Genomic DNA, 19,662 nt, shown 5'->3' on the forward strand with positions numbered 1-19,662 from the left:
GCGGCAGCCCTGCGTCCGGCGAAGGCACTTTTCGCGCATCGGCCTTTGCCCTACCTTCGCGTCGATCCACCGGCGGACGGGCATGACCTACAAGATCTTTACCGAGGATTTCGATCGTACGCTCGCGGCCCGGGCCGTTCCGGTCATCGAGTCTACCGGGGATTACGATCCTCTTTCGGACCGCGTCTGGCGGGATGCAGCCGTCTATCTCGACAGGAACTTCGCCGTCCGGCCGGACTGGGTCGAGGCGCTCGGCGCCGGCATCGCGGCAGCCCTCGACCGCGACGGCCTGGACGGGCGGGATGTCGCGGTCTGCCTGCTGATGGAGAACTCGGCGCGCCTGCGCGGCGGGCTCGGCCTGGAGATCATGCAGGTCGCCGACCTGGTGGCGCAGGCGCTCGAGGCTTCGGGCATCGTCCTCGACATGCTCGGCTACACCACCGGCCGGCGCGCGCCGGGCCTGTCCCACGCCCAATGGGTCGGGCAGGGCCAGCCCGACGAGCCCGGCCGCATCGGCGACGTCCTGCACATCGAGTACAAGACGCCCGGCCAGCCCTGGCGCGCGGCGCGCGACAGCCTGCCGATGATGGCGCGCGAGGACGTCAAGATGGGCAATGTCGACGGCGAGGCCATTCGCTGGGCCGCCGCGCGCCTGGCCCGGCGGCCGGAGCGTCGGCGGGTCATGGTCGTGGTCAACCACGGCAGCCCCAGGAGCGACGACGCCGGCCCCTATGCCCGCCGGCTGCTGTTCGAGGACTACCGGCGCGCGGTCGCCGAGGCCAGGGCCGCCGGCCTCGCCGTCGGCCAGCTCAAGCTCGGCACCGGCGGCATGGACGCCCATTTCGCGGCCCGCCTGTCGCTGCCGCGCTCGCAGGATCGCCGGCACGTGCTCGACGCCGTCCATCGCGATGTCTTGACGCGCGATCTCGTCGGCCTCCTCCTCCCCGTCGCGCAGGCCTGAGCGCTCGGCCGGCGCCGTCGTATCGGGATATCGTTGCGGCCGCTTCAAGATCTTTTGGCGAAATCATGGCCGCTTGCGCGGATTTCGTCCGCCATGTTCGGGAAGAATGTGCGAGGCGTGATTTATTCCTGCGTAGAGATGCAGAGGTTCCAGCGGTGCGGGTTTCATGGAACCCTGATGTTTGAGTATGTATTCGAAACATTACAAATAATACATGAAATAGTATCTTGACGTTTCTGGGTGCGACCGTGCTTATCTGGAGCGGTCACGATCACGCATCGCCTCGGAGACAGCATGCTCGACCTCAACAACCTGCTCGGACGCGTCCTGAACGCGGGCGGGCAGATCCTCGACACGCCCGGCAAGAAGATGGCGGCCGGCGGTGCCGCGGCGGGGCTGCTGTTCACCGAGACCGGGCGGGACCTGGCGGGCGAGGCCCTGAAATATGGCGGCATCGCCGCCCTCGGCGGCCTGGCTCTCCACGCCTGGCAGCGCCACCAGTCCCAGTTGGCCGGGGGGCCAGTCCCGGCGTCGGCGAGCGGGACCAGCTTCCTGCCCGCCGGCGCCGGGGCGAATGGGGGCGGCTTCCTGTCCGGATTGCTCGGCGGCCCGGATGCGGCCGCGCCGCAGTCGGCAACTGCCTCGCCGCCGCAGGCGGTCGCTGCCTCGCCGCCGCAGGCGGTCGCTGCCTCGCCGCCGCAGGCGGTCGAGCCGCAGCCGCGCGCCCGCCTGCTGATCGCGGCCATGGTCAATGCGGCCAAGGCGGACGGCGCCGTTGACGGCGAGGAGCAGACCGCCATCCTCGGCCAGGCCGACAGCCTCTCGCTCAGCGACGAGGAGCGCAGCTTCCTATTCGCCGAGTTCGGCAAGCCCTTCGACATGGAGCCGATCGTCCGCACCGCCACCACGCCGGACCTCGCGGCCGAGGTCTATGCCGCCTCGGCGGTCGCGGTCGGCACGCCCTCTCCGGCGGAGACCGCCTATCTCAAGGCGCTGGCCTCGCGCCTGCAGTTGCCCGAGGGCGTGACCGCCGAGATCCAGCGCGCCATCGCCGCCCGCGCCTGACGGCGCCGATCTGGCGCCAAGCAGGTTCTCCCGAACCTGCTCAGCTCGAGATGCGCAGCTGCGACAGCGCCGTGCCGATCTGGGTGAAGACCGACAGGATCTGGCTCGACGAGGTGAGCAGGAAGAACTTGCTGCTGTCGGTGGCGCAGGCCGGCAGCATGGTCGAGGTCGGATCGCCGCCCGTATCGACCTGGATGGTGTAGATGACGATGCCCGCCTGCTTGGCGTTGGTGCAGGCGGCGAGGGTGCGGGTGTCGATGGTCGACTGGTCGGTGCTCCAGCGGTTCTGGGTGTTGAGGCCGTCGGTCAGAAGCACGATCACCTGCGTGTAGTTGTAGTTCGGGTCCAGCGCCGGCACGGCGAGCGGATTGCCCGCCACCAGCGACTGGAGGCCCCATTGCAGGCCGATCGTCTGGTTGGTGTTGCCGTTCGGCGTCATGGCGTCGACCTTGTTCGAGAGGGCCGTCCAGTCGTTGGAAAGGCCCATCAGCGACACCGGGCAGTAGGCATATTGCTCGGCCGGGAACAGGGTGGCGGTCGAGCCCGTCACCGGCACGTCGGCGGTCGTGTCGTCGTTCTGGTCGCGATCGGTCAGGCAGCCGTTCCAGGTCGAGTGGCTCGCCGGCGTCCACTTGCCGCCCGCCGCCACGCAGGTCGCCTGCGGCGTGTATCGAGACTTGCTGCATGTGCCGTTGGCCGCATCCCACAGGTCCCAGCGCACCCAGGACTGGGCATAGTTGGTGCTGCCGGCGTTCACGTCCTTGCCGAACGGAATGATCGAGGTATAGACGTCGGCGCTCGTGCCGGCCGCGCCCTGGAGCTGGCCGAGCAGGCTGTGCGTGGCAGCCTTGAGGGCGGTGATCTTGCCGCTGTCGGCCATCGATCCGGTGTTGTCGAGGACGAGAGCCACCCGCAGGCGGTTGTTGCCCCAGGTCGCGGTGCTCGTGGTGCCGATCGTCATGGTCTTGATGCCGAACAGCCAGGCGAAATCCGATTGCAGCGTGCCGCTGGCGGTCATGGCCACTTGCGAGCCGCCGGTGGTCGAATAGGTCGCGGTGACCTTGACGCCGCTGACCTCGGGCTGCGTGAACATCGCATTGAAGTCCTTGGTGGCGCTGGCGGTGAGCTGGGCGGCGGTCTGGCTCGCGGCCTGCTGCGCCACCATCAGGACCGTGGTGTCGAGCGCCGCCTGCATGTCGGTGCGGGACTTGCTGGCGCGGCCGTAGTCGACCGCGGCCCCGGCGAGGCCGAGCACCGGCAGCAGCGCGAAGCCGAACAGCATCAGGGCGTTGCCGCCGCTGTCCGCGCCGAACCGGCGTGCGGCGCGCGCGATCTTGTCTCGAAGGCTGGTCACGGGGGCTCCTCTCGGGTCCAGGGTCGCAGGCCCGGCCACATCCGCACGGCCGGCTGGTCGCTCGGCCCCTGGTCGGCGCGGCGCCTGGCGGCGCGGCACTCGGCCCTGCGATCGGCGCGAGCCTCGCCGACCTCTCATCCCCCCGGATGTCGGTCCAGCGATTAAGTTATAATTCTTGTAAAAATCTCAACTCATTCGTCTAAACACGGGGGTTCTGAGTAAAGCGTGAAGAATGCGCGCCGAGATGGTCGTAAAGGTTGAGAAAACGTTGGTTCGACTGCGAAAATGCCTGCGATCCCGGCAAGGGAATCTTATCCATTTCCGCGCGGCATCGGCGTCGATGGCGCATCGGCGCTTGCGGCCGGCGCCGGCGATCCGCGCTGGTGTCGCGGCCGCCCGTGCCCTACATCCCGCAGGGCGCAACGTGGACGGAGGGACGCCATGCTGGTCGACGGCAAATGGACGGGCGCCTGGCAGCCGGTGCAGGCGACCGACGCCAAGGGCGGCTTCGTCCGCCAGGCCTCGCGCTTCCACCATTGGGTCACGCCGGACGGCGCTCCCGGCCCGAGCGGCGAGGGCGGCTTCCCCGCCGAGCCCGGGCGCTACCATCTCTACGTCGCACTGACCTGCCCATGGGCCTCGCGCACCTTGATCGCCCGCAAGCTGAAGGGTCTGGACGAGGTGGTTTCCCTCTCCGTCGTCGAACCGGAAATGACCGACCAGGGCTGGCGCTTCGGCGCCGGCGGCGACGGCGTCAACGCCAAGACCTACCTGCACGAGATCTACACGGCCGCCGACCCGGCCTGTAGCGGGCGGGCCACCGTGCCCGTCCTCTGGGACAGGCAGCGCCGCACCATCGTCAACAACGAGTCCGCCGACATCCTGCGCATGTTCAATGCCGGCTTCGGCGCCTGGGCGAGGGGCGCGATCGATCTCTACCCCGAGGATCTCAGCGGCGCCATCGACGCCCTCGGCGACGAGCTCTATCTCAGGCTCAACAACGGCGTCTACCGGGCGGGCTTCGCCACCACGCAAGGCGCCTACGAGGAGGCGTTCACCGATGTCTTCGCCATGCTGGACTGGCTGGAGAGGCGGCTCGCCGGGCAGGGGCCGTTCCTGTTCGGCGGCCGGCTGACGGAGGCGGACATCCGTCTCTTCGTCACCCTGGTGCGCTTCGACGCCGCCTATCACGGCCTGTTCAAGTGCAACCTGCGGCGCCTGGTCGACTATGGCCAGCTCTCGGCCTATGTCGAGCGCATGCTCGCCGTGCCGGGCGTGTCCGAGACCGTCGACCTCGACCACATCAAGCGCGGCTACCATGCCATCAGGACGCTGAACCCCGGCGGCATCGTGCCGCTCGGCCCCGAGCTGCCCTGGGCCGGGCGGACGGCCCGCGCCGCCGCGCCGGCCGAGGCCTGAGCCCGGCCTGTCGCCCTCTCACAGCGCCTTGTACATCAGCGTCGTCGAATCGAGCTGATCGACGAAGGTGTCGCGGCAATAGCCGGGGATGACCCCGGCCGTCTCGTAGCCCATCGAGGCATAGAGCGGCTCGGCGTTGTCGCCGGTTCGGGTGTCGAGGGTGATCAGGCTGCGGCCGCGTCGGCGCGCCAGGCGTTCGAGCTCGGTCATCAGCGCCCGGGCGATGCCCCGGCGCCGGAAATCGGGATGGACCAGAAGCTTGCGCGCCTCGGCCCGGTGCGGCTGGTTGGCCGGCATGTCCGTGTCGAGCTGCGCCGAGCCGGCGATCCGCCCGCCGCAGCGCGCGACCAGCAGCACCCGTCCGCCACCCGCGACCGCCGGCAGCACGGCCCGGGTCCAGAAGGCTTCGCCCTCCGCGATCGAGAAGGGCAGGATGAAGCCGATGCTGGCTCCGGCCTGGACGCAGGCATGGAGGAGCGCGCCGAGCTCGCGGACATGGCCGGCGAGCGCTTCGGCCGGCATGACGCTGATGTCGACGGGACTGTCCATCTTCCCTCACACCATGAAGACGAAGTAGCGGGCCGGGCAATGCTCGGGCGTGGTGAAGCTGCTCGGCCCGAAGAGCTGGTAGCGCAGGCAGTCGCCGGCCTCGAGCGCGTGGGTCCGCCCCTCGACGGTGAGGCGCAGCTGCCCCTCGAGCATCACCAGGTGATGCTCCAGCCCCGGCCGGGGCGGCCCGTCATAGGCGACGTGGGTGCCGGGCTCGAGCGTGCATTCCAGGGCCTCGCCGGCGAGGTTCTGGGCGGGCGGCGACACCACCCGGCGCCGGAAGCCGATGCCGGCATCGGTCCACACCGCCTGGTCGGCGCGCCGCACCAGCGGCGCGAAGTCGCCCTCGACGAGGTGCATCAGCCGCGACAGGGTCAGCCCGTAGGCGGTGCACAGCTTGCCCAGCACGGCGGTCGTCGGGCTCACCTCGGCGTTCTCCAGCCGCGACAGGGTGGCGCGGCTCACGCCGCTGCGCCGCGCCAGCTCGTCCAGCGGCCAGTTGCGCTCGGCCCTGAGTGCCCGCAGGCGCTGCGCGATCCGCTGGTCGATCGTGTCGTCGGAGGAGGTGTTTTCCATATATGAGAGGATATCTCTGATATGGGATGCTGGTCAAGAGCGCGGCAACGGTGCGGCGGTGCCGTGCGCCCGTCCAGGACACGACCCGGCACGGCCGAAGGTCACGGCTGCGCGCGTTCCGGCCGGCCCCGTTCGCGCGGAGGGCCGGATCAGGTCGGCCATGACGTTGGGGGTCCTGCCGCGCCTCAGTGCGCGGCGGGAGCGTCGGCGGGCGTGCGGCTGAAGCGGCGCTTCACGGCTTCGCGCATCGACTGGAAGAAGACGTAGAGCATCGGGATCAGGAAGATGCCGACGAAGCTCGCCCCGATCATGCCGGCGAACACCGGCGTGCCGACGTCGCGCCGGCTGATCATCGCCGCACCGGTGGCGACGACGAGCGGCAGCAGGCCGAGCACGAAGGCGATGGAGGTCATCATCACGGCGCGGAACCGCATCTGCGCCCCCATGATCGCCGCATCGCGGATCGAATCGCCGTGCTCGCGCCGCTCCTTGGCGAATTCGACGATCAGGATGCCGTTCTTGGCGGCGAGGGCGATCAGCACCACCAGGCCGATCTGGGCGTAGATGTCGAGCGACAGCCCGGCGATCTTGACGCCAAGGAAGGCGGCGAGGATGCCGACGGAGACGGAGAGCAGCACCGGGATCGGGATGGTCCAGCTTTCGTAGAGGCCGACGAGGAACAGGAAGGCGAACAGCACGGCAAGGCCCAGCACCACACCGGTCTGTCCCTGCGCCTCGTGCTCCTGGTAGGCGGTGCCGGTCCACTCGAAGCCGTAGCCCGGCGGCAGGGTCTTGGCCGAGATGTCGGTCATCAGCTGCAGGGCCGTGCCGGAGGAGACGCCCGGCGCCGGCGAGCCGTTCACCGTGATCGAGCGGTAATTGTTGTAGCGGCTGATGGTCTGCGGCCCGAGCTGGGTCGACACCGAGGCGATCGAGCGCAGCGGCACCATCTCGCCGGCGCTGTTGCGCACATAGATCTTCCAGATCGAATCGACGTCGCTGCGGTCCGCCGCCTCGCCCTCGAGATTGACCTGCCAGGTGCGTCCGTAGAGGTTGAAATCGTTGATATAGGTGCCGCCGAGCGTGGTCTGCAGCGCGGAGAACACGTCGGCCATCGACAGGCCGAGGGCCTGGGCCTTGTCACGGTCGATGTCGAGATAGATCGACGGCGTGGTCGCCGTGAACGTGGAGAACACGCGCTGGAGCTGCGGGTTCTGGTTGGCCGCCGCCACCAGGCCCTGCATGACGCTGCCCATCGCGGCGGGATCGGCGCCTTCCAGGTTCTCCAGCTGGTATTCGAAGCCGCCCGAGGTCGACAGGCCGATGATCGGCGGCACGTTGAAGGCGAAGACCTGGGCCGAGGCGATCTGCTGGGTGGCGCCGAACACCTGGCCGATCAGCGCCTGGGCCGAGTTCGCCGCGCCCTGGCGCTCGGCGAAGGGTTTCAGGCGCGCCACCATGAAGGCGGCGTTGGGCTGGGCGCCGCCGTCGAGGATGGAGAAGCCGACGATGGCGAGCGTGTCCTGGATCTGCGGGATCTGCTTGAGGATGCCCTCCACCCGTTCCACCACGCCGGTGGTCCGGTTGACGGAGGCGCCGTCCGGCAATTGCACCACGACGAAGAAAGCGCCCTGGTCCTCCTCCGGCACGAAGCCGGTCGGCGTCGTCTTGGCCATGAAGTAGATGCCGGCGCCCAGCGCCGCCACGGCCACGAGGCTGAGCACCGAGACGCGCACCAGCCGCCGGACCACGGCGGCATAGCCGCTGCGCACCCCGTCGATGCCGCGCATGACGTAGCCCATCAGGCCGCGCTTCTTGGAGTGCCGCAGGAACACGGCGCACAGCGCCGGCGACAGCGTCAGCGCGTTCAGCGCCGAGATCACCATCGCCGCCGTCATGGTCACGGCGAACTGGCGGAACAACTCGCCGGTCAGGCCGGGGATGAAGGCGACCGGCACGAACACCGAGAGCAGCACCAGCGAGATGGCGATGACCGGCGCCGTGATCTGGCGCATCGCCTTCTTGGTGGCGTCGGCCGGCGACAGGTCCGGCTCCTCCTCCATCACGCGCTCGACGTTCTCGACCACGACGATGGCGTCGTCGACGACGACGCCGATGGCGAGCACCATGGCGAGCAGCGACACCGTGTTGGCGGAATAGCCGAGCGCCAGCATCACGCCGAAGGCGCCGATCAGGCTCACCGGCACGGCGACCGCCGGGATGATGGTGGCGCGCAGGTTGCCGAGGAACAGGAAGACGACGATCACCACCAGAGCGAAGGCTTCCGACACCGTCCGGACCACCTCGGTGATCGTGTCGCTGACGAAGGTGGACGTGTCGTAGACCACGCGCGCCTTCAGGCCCTCGGGGAAGCTCTTGCTCATCTGGTCGAGGGCGGCGGTGACGCGCGCGGCCGTCTGCACCGCATTGGCGCCCGGCGACAGGTAGATCGCCACCGCCACGGCGGGGTGGCCGTTGAGCCGGCTGGTGGTGTCGAGGCTCTGCGCCCCCATCTCGACACGGGCGACGTCGCGCACCCGGAGCGTCGAGCCGTCGGGATTGGCGCGCACGACGATGTTGGCGAACTGCTCTGGCGTCTGCAGGCGGCCGAGGGTCTGCAGGTTGAGCTGGAACTGCTGGTCCTCGCCCGCCGGCTGGGCACCGATCCGGCCGACCGGCGCCTGCACGTTCTGGGCCTCGATGGCGTTGACGATGTCGGAGGGCTGCAGGCCGAGATTGGTCAGCCGCCTGGCGTCGAACCAGATGCGCATCGAATAGTTCTGGCGGCTGAACAGGCTCGCCTGGCCGACGCCTTCGATGCGCGACAGGCGGTCGAGCACGTTGATCGTCGCGTAATTGGTGATGAACAGAGGGTTCTGCTTGCCGTTCTCGGAGTAGAGGAACAGGAACTGCAGGATGGCCGAAGAGCGCTTCTGCACCGTCACGCCCTGCTGCTGCACGGCGCTCGGCAGCTTGGAGAGGGCGGCCTGGACCCGGTTGTTGACGTTGACGGTGTCGATGTCCGGGTTGGTGCCGAGCTCGAACGAGACGGTCAGGCTGTAGCTGCCGTCATTGCCGCTGTTCGACTTCATGTAGATCATCTTGTCGACGCCGACCACCTGGGCTTCCAGGGGTTGGGCGACGGACGACTCCACCACGGCGGCCGAGGCGCCGGGATAGGTGGTGCTGACCTGGACCTGCGGCGGCACCAGGTTCGGGAACTGCTCCACCGCGATGCGCGTCATCGCCAGCGCGCCGGCGATGGTGATGACGATGGCGATGACGATCGCCAGGCGCGGCCGGTCGATGAAGATGGCTGAGAACATGGCTTACTGCCCGGCCTTGGCCGGATCCGCCGGCCCGGGTGACGCCGGTGCCGCCGAAACCTTGATGCCAGGGCGCACGCGTTGGATGCCGTCGACCACCACGCGCTCGCCCTCGTCCAGCCCGGCCGAGACCATGGCGATGGCGGGGGTCGACTGGCCGAGCTGGATGCGCCGCTGCGACACCGTCTCGTCCGGCCCGACCACGTAGACGTAGTTGCCCTGCTGGTCGGAGAGCACGGCGCCGCGCGGAATGCCGAGGGCCACGATCGGCTCGACGCCTTCGACCAGCACCGTGACGAACTCGCCGTCGACGAGCGTGCGCGCGTTGAGGTCGCCGGGCTTGGCGTTGGCGGCGAGCGGATTGGGCATCGTGCCGCGCAGGACGATGGTGTCGGTGCTGGAGGCGACGGAGGGGTCGATGAAGTCGAGCTTGCCGGTCTGGCCGTAGAGCGAGCCGTCGGGCAGCCGCACCCGGATCACCACCGCGTTGAAGCCGCCCTTGCCGGCATAATGCGCGTTGAGATCGAGCACCTGGCGCGAGGGCACGGGGAAGGTGACGTACATCGGATCCTGGCTGACGATCGTGGTCAGCGTGCCAGAGGTCGGACCGACGATATTGCCGATCGTGACCGCGTTGCGGGCGATCTTGCCGTCGATCGGCGCGGTGATCGTGGTGTAGTCGAGGTTGATCTGCGAGGTCTTGAGCTGGGCCTGGGCGCCGAGGAGCTGGGCCGCATAGGCCTGCTGCTGGGCCAGCGCCGAGTCGACCGCCGACTGCTGGCCGGCGGGCGTCTTCAGGAGCTGCTGGGCGCGCTGCGTCGTCAGCGTGGCGTTGCGCAGCAGCGCCTCGTACTGGGCGATGTTGGCCTGGCTGCTCTCCACCTGCGCCTCGAAGGGCGGTCGCTCCAGGCGGTAGAGCACGTCGCCCTTCTTCACCTCGGAGCCCTCCGTGAACGGCGTCTCCTCCAGCTGCGCCGTGACGCGGGCGACGATGTTGACCCGGTTGACCGCCCCGATGCGGCCGATGAATTCCTGGACCTGGGTGACCGGCTGCTTCTTCGCCACGATCACGCCGACGGCCGGCGGGCCGCCCGGCATCTGCGCCAGTGCCGGCGGCGCGGCCGCCGCGAGCGCGGCGGCGAAGGCGAGGCATCGAAAGGGGCGGTAACGCATCACGGCGAAAGGCATCGGCGGGCGTCCTGTCGCGTGGTCCCGGTGCCCCAAGCCCGGCCGGGATCACGCTGGAGAGTGGGAAGGCCGGTACGTGGTCGAAGGCCGGCACTCCCTCTCCCGAGGCGCGCGCAAACTGCCGCGTCGCGCCCGCAATACGAGCCGAAGACTGACATAATAAGCTCTTGACCCGAGGGTCAATGGCCGCGATGGCGGAAAGCAGACATGCACGTGATCGTGATGAACGAGGGGTTGCGTCGCGGCGACCTCTGTGCCTGTCCGTTGCGGCGCTTCCGCCGGCTCGCCGCAGGGGCCTCGCCGGGAGCCCCGCATCGATGCCGCCGCGCCGAGGACCCGCAACGTCGGCTTCCCGGCAGGCGCCGGCGGCCTCAGCTGCGCCAGCGCAGTTCCCGGGATTCGAGCGGATTGAGGAAGAGGCTGCCGGCGCCGGACGAGCGCAGGAATTCCCGCTTCAGCCCGAAATACCATTGGCCGGGCAGGTCGCTTTCGCCGAGCAGGATCATGGTCGGCTGGCGATCCAGCCCTCTCTGGGCGATTTCGAGCACGTCCCGATCCTGGTTCAGGAACTGCCGCACCAGGGGCCGCACCGCGTAACGGGCGAGGTTGAGCAGGGGCCAGTTCCAGTACATCACATTGGTCAGGATCGCCTTCCGATCGGCCACCGGCGTGACGAACGTGTAGTTGGCAAAGCGGCGCTTGCCCGCGGCGATCCGCTCCAGCCGCACGCCGGGGAGGCGGAACTCGATCTCCACGTCCGGTATTCCGCCGAGCAGCCGGTACATCAGCGCCGCCCGCGCCGCCTGGTGGCTGCGCATCGTGAACCCATGCGGCGACGGCTCGAACTGCTTGACCTTCTCGCGCGGCGTCCGCGACGTGCGCCACCACCAGGAGGTGTGGACATGGGCGACATGGGCGGGGTCCACCAGGCTCAGGACCGAGAGGTCGAACGAGGCGTTCACCTCGACCGAGACCGCGAGCGGCGGGCCGGCCGGCTCGAAGTCGATATCGGGAAGGGCCGGGGCTCCGCTCCCACCGCCGGGCTTGAGCCAGACCATGCCGAGATGGTCGACGACATCGAAGGAGCGGATCCGGATCTTGCCGACATCGACGCTGTCGCTCGCGGACAGCGCCGGAATCGCGGCGCAGGCTCCGTCGACGGTGAACTGCCATCCGTGGAACGGGCAGGTGATCAGGCCCTCCTTGAAGGTGCCCTTGGAGAGCGCCATCCCGCGGTGCGCGCAGCGGTCGCGCAGCGCGCGCAGCCCGCCGTCGTCGCGCCGCGCCACGACGATCTGCTCGCCGCAGACCTGCACGCTACGCAATTGCCCGGCCTTGAAAGAACGGGATTCTCCGATGCAGTACCACGCCTCGGCGATCGGCTCCGTCAGGGCCGGTCGGTCGCGCCGCTCGTCGCTTGCGGTTGCCTGCGCCATGTCCGAGGCTTGCCCGGAGAGATCGGCGGCCTTCTGCGATCGCATGTTTCAACCCTTCACGCCCGTCCGCGCATGCGGCGGGGGCGCTGCCTTGCCAATTGTCGGAAGTCCACCTGCGGACGGACCGTGGTCCGTGCCGCTCCGGCCGGGTTGCCCGACCAGCGAATGCGATTGCGTAACGTCCGTAACTTACACGGCAATCGTGTCGCACGACAGTGCCATCATCCCGGCACGGGCGGCAATTCCGATGGGCGCCGCCGCACTGGGCGCCGAATGCACCGGGTTGCCATGGCCGTCGGCCTGGTCTTCTATGGATCGGACCATCGAAGGGGGATCGGATGCCTCGCCTCGTCGTGCTGCTGGCTCTGCTCGCCCTGGCTCCGGCCGCCCGCGCCGACGACTGCGCCGACGCCGCCGACCAGCGGACGATGGGCGAATGTGTCGGCAAGAGCTACCAGGCCGCCGACGCCGAGCTCAACAGCCTCTACAAGCGCATCCAGCAGCGCCTCAAGGACGATGCCGACACCGCGAAGCTGCTGGTCGCGGCGCAGCGCAGCTGGGTGGCCTTCCGTGACGCCGAATGCACCTTCTCGTCTTCCGGCTCCGCCGGCGGCACCATCCATCCGATGGTCTACGCCCAATGCGCCGACGGCCTGACCCGCAAGCGCATCGCGGACCTCAAGGCCTATCTCGCCTGCGGGGAGGGCGATATGAGCTGCCCCGTCCCGGCGCAGTGAGCGGGTCGAGGGCCGCCAGGCCTGTCCCCGTGGCTTTTCTTGCGGCGGCGTCCGCACGCACGAAAGCCACGATCCGGTTCTCGAATGCGCCGGCCGCGGATGGAGCGGGTGGCCTGTCCTGCCGCTGTCATCCGGGCGCGCTATCCCGTCCGTCGGGCGGGCGGGCCGACCGTTCCCGGACGATGCCGGGGCGCGACATGGAGTGAAACGTGTCGGAAACAGCGTCCGTGCTTCACCGGAGAGCCGCTCCGTCGTCCCCTCTTGCCGTCCTCGGCCTGTCGGCCCTCGGCATCGTGTTCGGCGACATCGGCACCAGCCCCCTCTACACGCTGAAGACGGTCCTGTCGCTGGCCGGCGACCGGCCGACTGCCGACGTGACGCTCGGGCTGCTCTCGCTGATCCTCTGGACCCTGATCATCGTCACCTCGCTCAAATACGTGACGGTGGCGATGCGGGTGGACAATGACGGGGAGGGCGGGATCCTCGCGCTGATGGCCCTGCTCGGCAACAAGCGGCACAAGCGCCCCGCCATCATCGCGCTCGGCCTGTTCGGCGCGGCTTTGATCTACGGCGACGGCGCGATCACGCCGGCGATCTCCGTGCTCTCCGCCCTGGAAGGGCTGACCATGGCGACCCCCGCCGTGACGTCCTATGTGCTGCCGGCGGCCGTCGTCATCCTGATCGGGCTCTTCGCGATCCAGCCCTTGGGAACGGCGGCGATCGGCCGCGCCTTCGGCCCGATCATGGCGCTCTGGTTCCTCGCCATCGGCCTGCTGGGCCTGTGGGGCATCGTCCGGCACCCCGGCGTGCTCGTCGCCATCGATCCGCTCTATGGCCTGCGCTACCTCGCCACGGGCGGCCCGGGCGGCTTCCTCGTGCTCGGCGGCGTGTTCCTGTGCGTCACCGGCGCCGAGGCGCTCTATGCCGACATGGGCCATTTCGGGGCCCGTCCGATCCGGCTGGCCTGGTCGGCGATCGTCTTTCCGAGCCTGGTGCTGAACTATGCCGGGCAGGCGGCCATCGTGCTGGAGGGGGCGCCGATCGAGGACAACATCTTCTATCGCCTCTGTCCGGCGCCGCTGCTGATCCCGCTGGTGGTCCTGGCCACGCTCGCCACCATCATCGCCAGCCAGTCGATCATCACCGGCGCCTTCTCCATGACGCGGCAGGCGATCCTGCTCGGCTGGCTGCCGCGCCTGCGCATCACCCAGACCTCGGCCGAGGGCTACGGCCAGATCTATGTCGGCGCGGTCAACTGGCTGCTGATGGCGGTGACGGTCGGCCTGACGATCGGGTTCGGCAAGTCCGACAACCTGGCTGCCGCCTACGGCATCGCCGTGTCGCTGACCATGCTGATGACCTCGGTGCTGCTGTTCATCGCCCTGCGGGAGATCTGGCGATGGAGCCTGCTGGCGAGCGGCGCCCTTGCCGGCTTCTTCCTGGTGGTCGATGCGGCCTTCTTCGTCGCCAACGTCGCCAAGGTCTTCGACGGCGGCTATGTGCCGCTGCTGCTGGCGCTCCTGGTCTACGGGGTGATGTTCACCTGGCACCGGGGCGTGACCGCCGTCTCCGCCAGCCTGCACGAGGCGCTCGTCCCGGTGGACCGCTTCCTGGCCGAGGTCGAGGCCGCCGGCGTGCCGCGCGTGCCGGGAACCGCCGTCTTCCTCACCAGGACATCATGCGACACGCCGCCGATCATGCGTTGGCATGTGCAGCGCAATCGGGCCCTGCACCGGCGCCTGTTCGTCCTCACCGTGCAGACCCAGCCGGTGCCGTGGGTGCAGGACGGCGGCCGGCTGACCATGGAGGAGGTGGCGCCGCAGTTCTGGCGGGCGTCGGCGCGCTATGGCTTCATGGAGCGTCCGGACATTCCCGCCCTGCTGCGCCAGGCGCATGCGCTCGGCTGCGGCGTCGATCTCGACGACGTCACCTACTATATCGGCCACGAGACCGTCGTCCGCCGCGAGGACGGCCGCGGCCTGCCCGGCCTCCAGGAACGGCTGTTCGCGGCCATGGAGCGCAACGGCACCCACGTCACCGACTTCCTGCACGTGCCGCCCGAAAGCGTCGTCGAGATCGGTCGCCAGATCGCGATCTAGTGTTCCGGCTCCGACGGTCCGTCCCGAGCCGTCAGCCCGGAACCCCAGCTGGTTCAGGGCATTGTGCTATGCTTCCGACGCAATGGTCAGGAACCAGGCCTCGGAAGCCAACACGAGCGCCGCGCAGGCGCCTCGCGCCGGCCAGGCAGCGTTTTTTTGATGCCATTGGCCGCCGGGGCTCGCCGGTGCCTCTCCGCCGTGTTATCACGAAATGGTGATCGCGCTCGCTCCCAACCCGTGCGCTGCCGCGCGGAGCGGCGCCGGAAGGCGGGAGTATATCGGGCCGCATCGAACCTGTTCGACGCGGCCAGCCTTTCTCCGTGGCGGAGGCGAAGGGAGACGAGGCCGCGGAGACAGGTGACGTGTACGAGTTGAGAGGCTGCGGGGGCAGGCTGATGACGCAAGACCGGAAGGAGTGCCGGGTGCACCCGGGCACCATTCTGCATGAGGATTTCCTGGAGCCTCGCAATCTGACGCCGTACGATCTGGCCAGGGCCATCGGCGTCAGCGCCATGCAGATCGACCGGATCCTGCGCCACAGGAAGCCGATCACGACCGACGTCGCGTTGCGCCTCGGGCGCTACTTCAACACCGAGCCGTCCTATTGGATGCGCGTCCAGGCGGAGTTCGACATCGCCGTCGAGCATGGCAAGCTCGCCCTCGAATTGCGGCGCATCCAGCCGCACGGGACGGCGTGACCCGGTCCGGGGCCGGCGCGGACGGGCGCCGCTGTCATCAGGCCGACAATCCGGCCTTCTAATCCAGCGCTTCCTTTTGTGGGTGGTGGCGGTGCGGCATCTCGGATCCTGGCCTCTCCTTCGCGTTCTCCTCATCCCGGCGCAGGCCGTCGGCCGGGGCGCGGACGGGCTGGCGGCCATCCTCGGCGCCGTCGGAGCGAGCGGCCTGACGATACCCGCCCCTATCCTGCTCGGCGGATCGGCGGGCCGTGCAGCACGCAGCGCCATCGGTGCGCCGGTGCCGGGCACCGGTCTCTCCAGCGGCATCGTCCGGCCGGTTCCCGCCACTGCGACGGATCGGCGCGCCGCGTCCGCGCCGGCATGAATCCGTCACGGGCAATCCGGCGTCGTTGGCGCGCTTCTTGCATCGTGTCGGCCCGAGGTCCGGGCGAATGCGGCGCTGCACAACAAGTGAGCTTGACTGTCGTAGCGTAATAAGCCCAAACCGGCTGCGCGTTCGTAGAGATATTGCAGTTGAGCCTGAAGGGGTCCGCGCGGGAGGAGGATGAGAATGTCCGTTCGGCTCTGCAGAATATCCGTAGGGTCGAAACGTAGAGTGTTTGTCGATAAATTGTCAAAAACTCAAATTAAACATATTCAACAGAGAAAGTTACGCTTTTTTTCACGATGTGGCTTGAAATGGCGAGAACGGTGCGTATGATGAATTTTGTATACTGAGTAAAGGGTGAGGTCTGTGATTGTGTCGAAAATGAAACTTTTGACTGCGTGTCTCGATTCGCATTTGGGGGTAGCACGATGATGACTGTCGAGCGTGCGCTGATTGCGGCGATATTGAAATACAACAGGAATCAGCTCGACAAGGCATCCTATAGTCCGACTGCCCTTGGAACCTACCTGATCAAGCTGGACAAGGCCTTGAGTGCGGTGGAGCGCGGCGAGGTGCTGGATGAAGCCCTGGCCGCCCAGTATGGCGGCGCCCTGCTCACTGCACTGCAAAAGGCAGCCAAGCCGTTCAAGCCGGGAGAGAAGACCGTCGAGCGGGCACTCCTCAAGGCGATGCTGAAATACAACAAGGACCAGGCGAGCAAGGCTTCGTACAACCCGGCCTCGCTCGCCAAGCATCTGTCCAAGCTCGACAAGGCGCTGGGCGATGTGGACGGTGGCGTCGCGTTCAGCGCTGCCCTGTCGGGCAGGTTCAGCGACGGTCCGCTCGATGTCCTGCTGAAGGCCGTCAGGCCGTACGAGCGTACGGAGAAGACGGTCGAGCGCGCCTTCATCAAGGCGATCGTCGACTACAACAAGACCCAGGCCGACAAGGCATCGTACAATCCGTCCTTCCTCGACACCTATGTGGTCAAGCTGGACAAGGTGCTGAGCGAGGTCGGCCGCGGTTCGAGCTTCGACAAGGCGCTTTCCAACAAGTACAGCGGCCCGTTGCTCGATTCGCTTCTGGAAGCGGCCAAGCCGTTCCAGCGCGCTGCTCAGCAATAGGGGGGCGCGCGGGTCCGGCGGGGGGGCGCGGCTATCCGGCGAGATCGCCTTCGAAGGCCGCGAGATATCGCGCGAGCAGGCCGTTGAGGGCGGCCTGCTCGCCGTCCGTCAGCCCCAGGGTCAGCCGGGCCTGCGTCTCGACATGGGCGGCGACGGCGGCGTCGATGACCGTGAAGCCCTTGTCGGTCAGGGCGATGATGACGCTGCGTCCGTCCTCGGGATTGGGGCGCCGCTCCACCAGGCCGGCTCTCTCCAACTGGTCGATGCGGTTGGTCATCGTGCCTGATGTGATCATCATCGCCACCGTCAGGTCGCCCGGCGACAGGGCATAAGGCGGGCCGGAGCGGCGCAGCGTCGCCAGCACGTCGAAGCTCGCGCCGCTGAGCCCGAAGCGGGCGAACGTGTCGCCCATGGCCCGGGACAGGTGCTGCGTCAGCCGGTTCATCCGCCCGATCAGGGCCATGGGCCCGACATCGAGGTCCGGTCGCTCCCGGCGCCATTGCGCGATGATTCGGTCGACAGCGTCCATGCGGCAGTCTTGTTCGAATATGTCTTGACGTCAAGACATGTCGATTTATCTTGAGGTCAAGGTAAATCGGGAGCGACCCTGATGGCTGGCAAGACCGACCTCGTGCTGACGGCGCTGGCGCCGGCGATCTGGGGCAGCACCTATCTCGTCACCACCGAGCTCCTGCCGCCGGGCCGTCCGCTCACCGTCGCCCTGCTGCGCGCCCTGCCGGCCGGCGTGCTGCTTCTCGCCGTGGTGCGGCAATGGCCGCACGGCATCTGGTGGGTGCGGAGCCTGCTGCTCGGCGCCCTCAACTTCTCCCTCTTCTGGTGGATGCTGTTCGTCGCCGCCTATCGGCTGCCGGGCGGTGTGGCGGCCACGGTCGGGGCCGTCCAGCCGCTCCTGGTGATCGGGCTGGCGCGCCTCCTCCTCGGCACGCCGGTGCGGCTCCTTTCGGTCGTCGCCGCGGTCGCGGGCCTCGCCGGGGTGGCGCTGCTGATCCTCACCGACCGGGCGGCGCTCGATCCCGTCGGCGTGGCGGCGGGCCTGGCCGGCGCCGCGTCGATGGCGGCGGGCACCGTGCTCAGTCGCCGCTGGCAGCCGCCGGCCTCGCCGCTCGCCTTCGCCGCCTGGCAGCTCACCGCCGGCGGGCTCCTGCTGCTGCCGGCGGCGCTCTGGCTGGAGCCGCCGCCGGCGAGCCTCTCCCTCGGCAATGTGGCCGGCTTCGCCTATCTCGGCCTGGTCGGCGCGGCCCTGACCTATGTCCTCTGGTTCCGCGGCATCGCGCGGCTGGAGCCGGCAGCGGTCTCCTCGCTCGGCTTCCTCAGCCCGGCCACCGCCGTCGTGCTCGGCTGGCTGGTGCTGGGCCAGCGCCTGAGCCCGGCGCAGGGCGTCGGCATGGTCCTCGTCCTCGGCAGCGTCTGGCTCGCCCAGCGCGCGCAACGCGCTGCTGCGCCGGTGAGCCCCGCCGGAGCGGCGCCGGTGCCGGGCCGGCCCTGATCGGACCCCCGATGGCGATCCGGGAAACGCCACCTGAAGCGTTTTGCGATGTGGCGGACTCGCCAAGCATCGCAAAGACGCGTTTCCGTCCAAACGCGCTTTGCTCTAGCGGAAGCGCAGGTTCTCGCGCGAGAGCTGGGCGACCGACGTGCAGCCCATCAGCTTCATGCCCCGCTCGATCTCGGCCCGCATCTGGCCGAGGGCCCGCTCGACGCCCGCCTGGCCGGCCGCCGCCAGGGGATAGAGGTAGTAGCGCCCGACCCCGACTGCCTTGGCGCCGAGCGACAGCGCCTTGAGCACGTGGGTGCCGCGCTGGATGCCGCCGTCGATCATCACGTCGATCCGGTCGCCGACCGCGTCGACGATCTCGGCGAGCTGGTCGAAGGCGGCGCGCGAGCCGTCGAGCTGGCGCCCGCCATGGTTGGAGAGGACGATGCCGGTGCAGCCGATCGCGACCGCGCGCCTGGCATCCTCCACCGACATCACGCCCTTCAGGCAGAACTGGCCGGACCAGTGCCGCACCATCTCCGCCACGTCGTCCCAGTCCATGGCCGGGTCCAGCATCTCGGTGAAATAGCGGCCGATCGACATCGCGCCGCGCCCCATGTCGACATGCTCCTCGAGCTGCGGCAGCCGGAAGCGCTCATGGGTGAAATAGTTCACCGCCCACATCGGCTTGATCGCGAATTGCAGCATGCCGGCCGGCGTCAGCTTGAAGGGAATGGAGAAGCCGGTGCGCAGGTCGCGCTCGCGGTTGCCGCCGGTGATGCTGTCGACGGTGAGCATCATCACCTCTACGCCGGCCTCCTTCGCCCGCTGCATCATGGCGCGGTTGAGGCCGCGGTCGCGATGGAAATAGAACTGGTAGACCTGCGGCCCGGCATGGGCCTTGCGCACCGCCTCCAGCGATACCGTGCCGAGCGAGGAGACGCCGAACATGGTGCCGAACCTGGAAGCGGCTGCGGCGACGGCGTGCTCGCCTTGATGGTGAAACAGGCGCTGCAGCGCCGTCGGCGAGCAATAGACCGGCATGGCGAGCGTCTGGCCCATGACGGTCACCGACATGTCGACGCTCTCGACGCCGCGCAGCACGTTGGGCACGAGGTCGCAGCGCTCGAAGCTCTCGCTGTTGCGCCGCAGCGTCACCTCGTCGTCCGCCGCCCCGTCGATATAGTTGAAGATCGGGCCCGGCAGCCGGCGCCGGGCCAGGGTGCGGAAATCGTGGCAGTTGTGGCAGTGGCTGAGGCGCATCGTCG

16 protein-coding genes are annotated in these 19,662 nt (G+C 68.7%); 8 read left to right on the forward strand and 8 right to left on the reverse strand.

Annotated features, from left to right (window positions below):
* Positions 1-82 precede the first annotated feature (82 nt).
* Together QO011_RS40320 and QO011_RS40325 are read left to right on the forward strand one after the other, a co-directional pair.
* Positions 83-961 (forward strand): cobaltochelatase CobT-related protein, encoded by an 879-nt coding sequence (locus QO011_RS40320; protein WP_307285734.1) that lies wholly within the window; start codon positions 83-85, stop codon positions 959-961.
* 294 nt (positions 962-1,255) lie between these two features.
* Positions 1,256-2,026, forward strand: a complete 771-nt coding sequence (locus QO011_RS40325) for a tellurite resistance TerB family protein (RefSeq protein WP_307285736.1) — start codon at positions 1,256-1,258, stop codon at positions 2,024-2,026.
* A 40-nt stretch (positions 2,027-2,066) separates the two neighbouring features.
* On the opposite strand, the gene QO011_RS40330 is transcribed toward QO011_RS40325, so the two are convergent.
* The gene (locus QO011_RS40330; RefSeq protein ID WP_307285739.1) at positions 2,067-3,380 is read right to left on the reverse strand and encodes a pilus assembly protein; all 1,314 of its coding nucleotides are present in this window, start codon (positions 3,378-3,380) and stop codon (positions 2,067-2,069) included.
* A gap of 441 nt (positions 3,381-3,821) precedes the next feature.
* Between QO011_RS40330 and QO011_RS40335 the strand changes: the two genes are divergently transcribed.
* Positions 3,822-4,799 (forward strand): glutathione S-transferase family protein, encoded by a 978-nt coding sequence (locus tag QO011_RS40335; protein ID WP_307285742.1) that lies wholly within the window; start codon positions 3,822-3,824, stop codon positions 4,797-4,799.
* Between the two features lie 18 nt (positions 4,800-4,817).
* Here the strand turns inward: QO011_RS40335 and QO011_RS40340 are convergent, their stop codons facing one another.
* The 5 genes from QO011_RS40340 to QO011_RS40360 all read right to left on the reverse strand — a co-directional run bounded on the left by QO011_RS40340 (position 4,818) and on the right by QO011_RS40360 (position 11,874).
* Positions 4,818-5,348, reverse strand: coding sequence for a GNAT family N-acetyltransferase (locus QO011_RS40340; RefSeq protein WP_307285744.1), 531 nt, complete (start codon positions 5,346-5,348; stop codon positions 4,818-4,820).
* A gap of 6 nt (positions 5,349-5,354) precedes the next feature.
* Complete coding sequence (locus tag QO011_RS40345) at positions 5,355-5,924, reverse strand: helix-turn-helix domain-containing protein (RefSeq protein ID WP_307285747.1); 570 nt, start codon at positions 5,922-5,924, stop codon at positions 5,355-5,357.
* A gap of 185 nt (positions 5,925-6,109) precedes the next feature.
* A complete protein-coding gene (locus tag QO011_RS40350) occupies positions 6,110-9,250 on the reverse strand; it encodes an efflux RND transporter permease subunit (RefSeq protein ID WP_307285749.1) in 3,141 nt (1,046 codons plus the stop codon).
* Positions 9,251-9,253: 3 nt separating this feature from the next.
* Positions 9,254-10,438 carry an efflux RND transporter periplasmic adaptor subunit gene (locus tag QO011_RS40355; RefSeq protein ID WP_307285752.1) on the reverse strand — a complete coding sequence of 395 codons (1,185 nt, stop codon included), beginning with the start codon at positions 10,436-10,438 and terminating at the stop codon, positions 9,254-9,256.
* Positions 10,439-10,809: 371 nt separating this feature from the next.
* Positions 10,810-11,874, reverse strand: coding sequence for a Rieske 2Fe-2S domain-containing protein (locus tag QO011_RS40360; RefSeq protein ID WP_307285801.1), 1,065 nt, complete (start codon positions 11,872-11,874; stop codon positions 10,810-10,812).
* 338 nt (positions 11,875-12,212) lie between these two features.
* On the opposite strand from QO011_RS40360, the gene QO011_RS40365 reads away from it, so the two are divergent.
* From QO011_RS40365 to QO011_RS40380, 4 genes are all read left to right on the forward strand, one after another.
* Positions 12,213-12,611 (forward strand): lysozyme inhibitor LprI family protein, encoded by a 399-nt coding sequence (locus QO011_RS40365; protein ID WP_307285755.1) that lies wholly within the window; start codon positions 12,213-12,215, stop codon positions 12,609-12,611.
* 227 nt (positions 12,612-12,838) lie between these two features.
* Positions 12,839-14,710: a potassium transporter Kup gene (locus QO011_RS40370; RefSeq protein WP_307285757.1), complete on the forward strand. Its 1,872-nt coding sequence runs from the start codon at positions 12,839-12,841 to the stop codon at positions 14,708-14,710.
* Positions 14,711-15,105: 395 nt separating this feature from the next.
* Positions 15,106-15,408: a HigA family addiction module antitoxin gene (locus QO011_RS40375; RefSeq protein WP_307285760.1), complete on the forward strand. Its 303-nt coding sequence runs from the start codon at positions 15,106-15,108 to the stop codon at positions 15,406-15,408.
* 795 nt (positions 15,409-16,203) lie between these two features.
* The gene (locus QO011_RS40380) at positions 16,204-16,899 is read left to right on the forward strand and encodes a hypothetical protein (RefSeq protein ID WP_307285762.1); all 696 of its coding nucleotides are present in this window, start codon (positions 16,204-16,206) and stop codon (positions 16,897-16,899) included.
* Between the two features lie 31 nt (positions 16,900-16,930).
* Here QO011_RS40380 and QO011_RS40385 read toward each other — a convergent pair whose 3' ends face one another.
* Complete coding sequence (locus tag QO011_RS40385; RefSeq protein WP_307285765.1) at positions 16,931-17,428, reverse strand: MarR family winged helix-turn-helix transcriptional regulator; 498 nt, start codon at positions 17,426-17,428, stop codon at positions 16,931-16,933.
* Positions 17,429-17,509: 81 nt separating this feature from the next.
* Here QO011_RS40385 and QO011_RS40390 point away from each other — a divergent pair, with 81 nt between their 5' ends.
* On the forward strand, positions 17,510-18,406 hold the full coding sequence (locus QO011_RS40390) for an EamA family transporter (RefSeq protein ID WP_307285767.1): 897 nt from the start codon (positions 17,510-17,512) through the stop codon (positions 18,404-18,406).
* 105 nt (positions 18,407-18,511) lie between these two features.
* Here QO011_RS40390 and QO011_RS40395 read toward each other — a convergent pair whose 3' ends face one another.
* Positions 18,512-19,657 carry an alpha-hydroxy acid oxidase gene (locus QO011_RS40395; protein ID WP_307285772.1) on the reverse strand — a complete coding sequence of 382 codons (1,146 nt, stop codon included), beginning with the start codon at positions 19,655-19,657 and terminating at the stop codon, positions 18,512-18,514.
* Between the last annotated feature and the right edge of the window lie 5 nt (positions 19,658-19,662).

Origin of the sequence: Labrys wisconsinensis (assembly GCF_030814995.1) — a bacterium.
GTDB lineage: Bacteria > Pseudomonadota > Alphaproteobacteria > Rhizobiales > Labraceae > Labrys > Labrys wisconsinensis.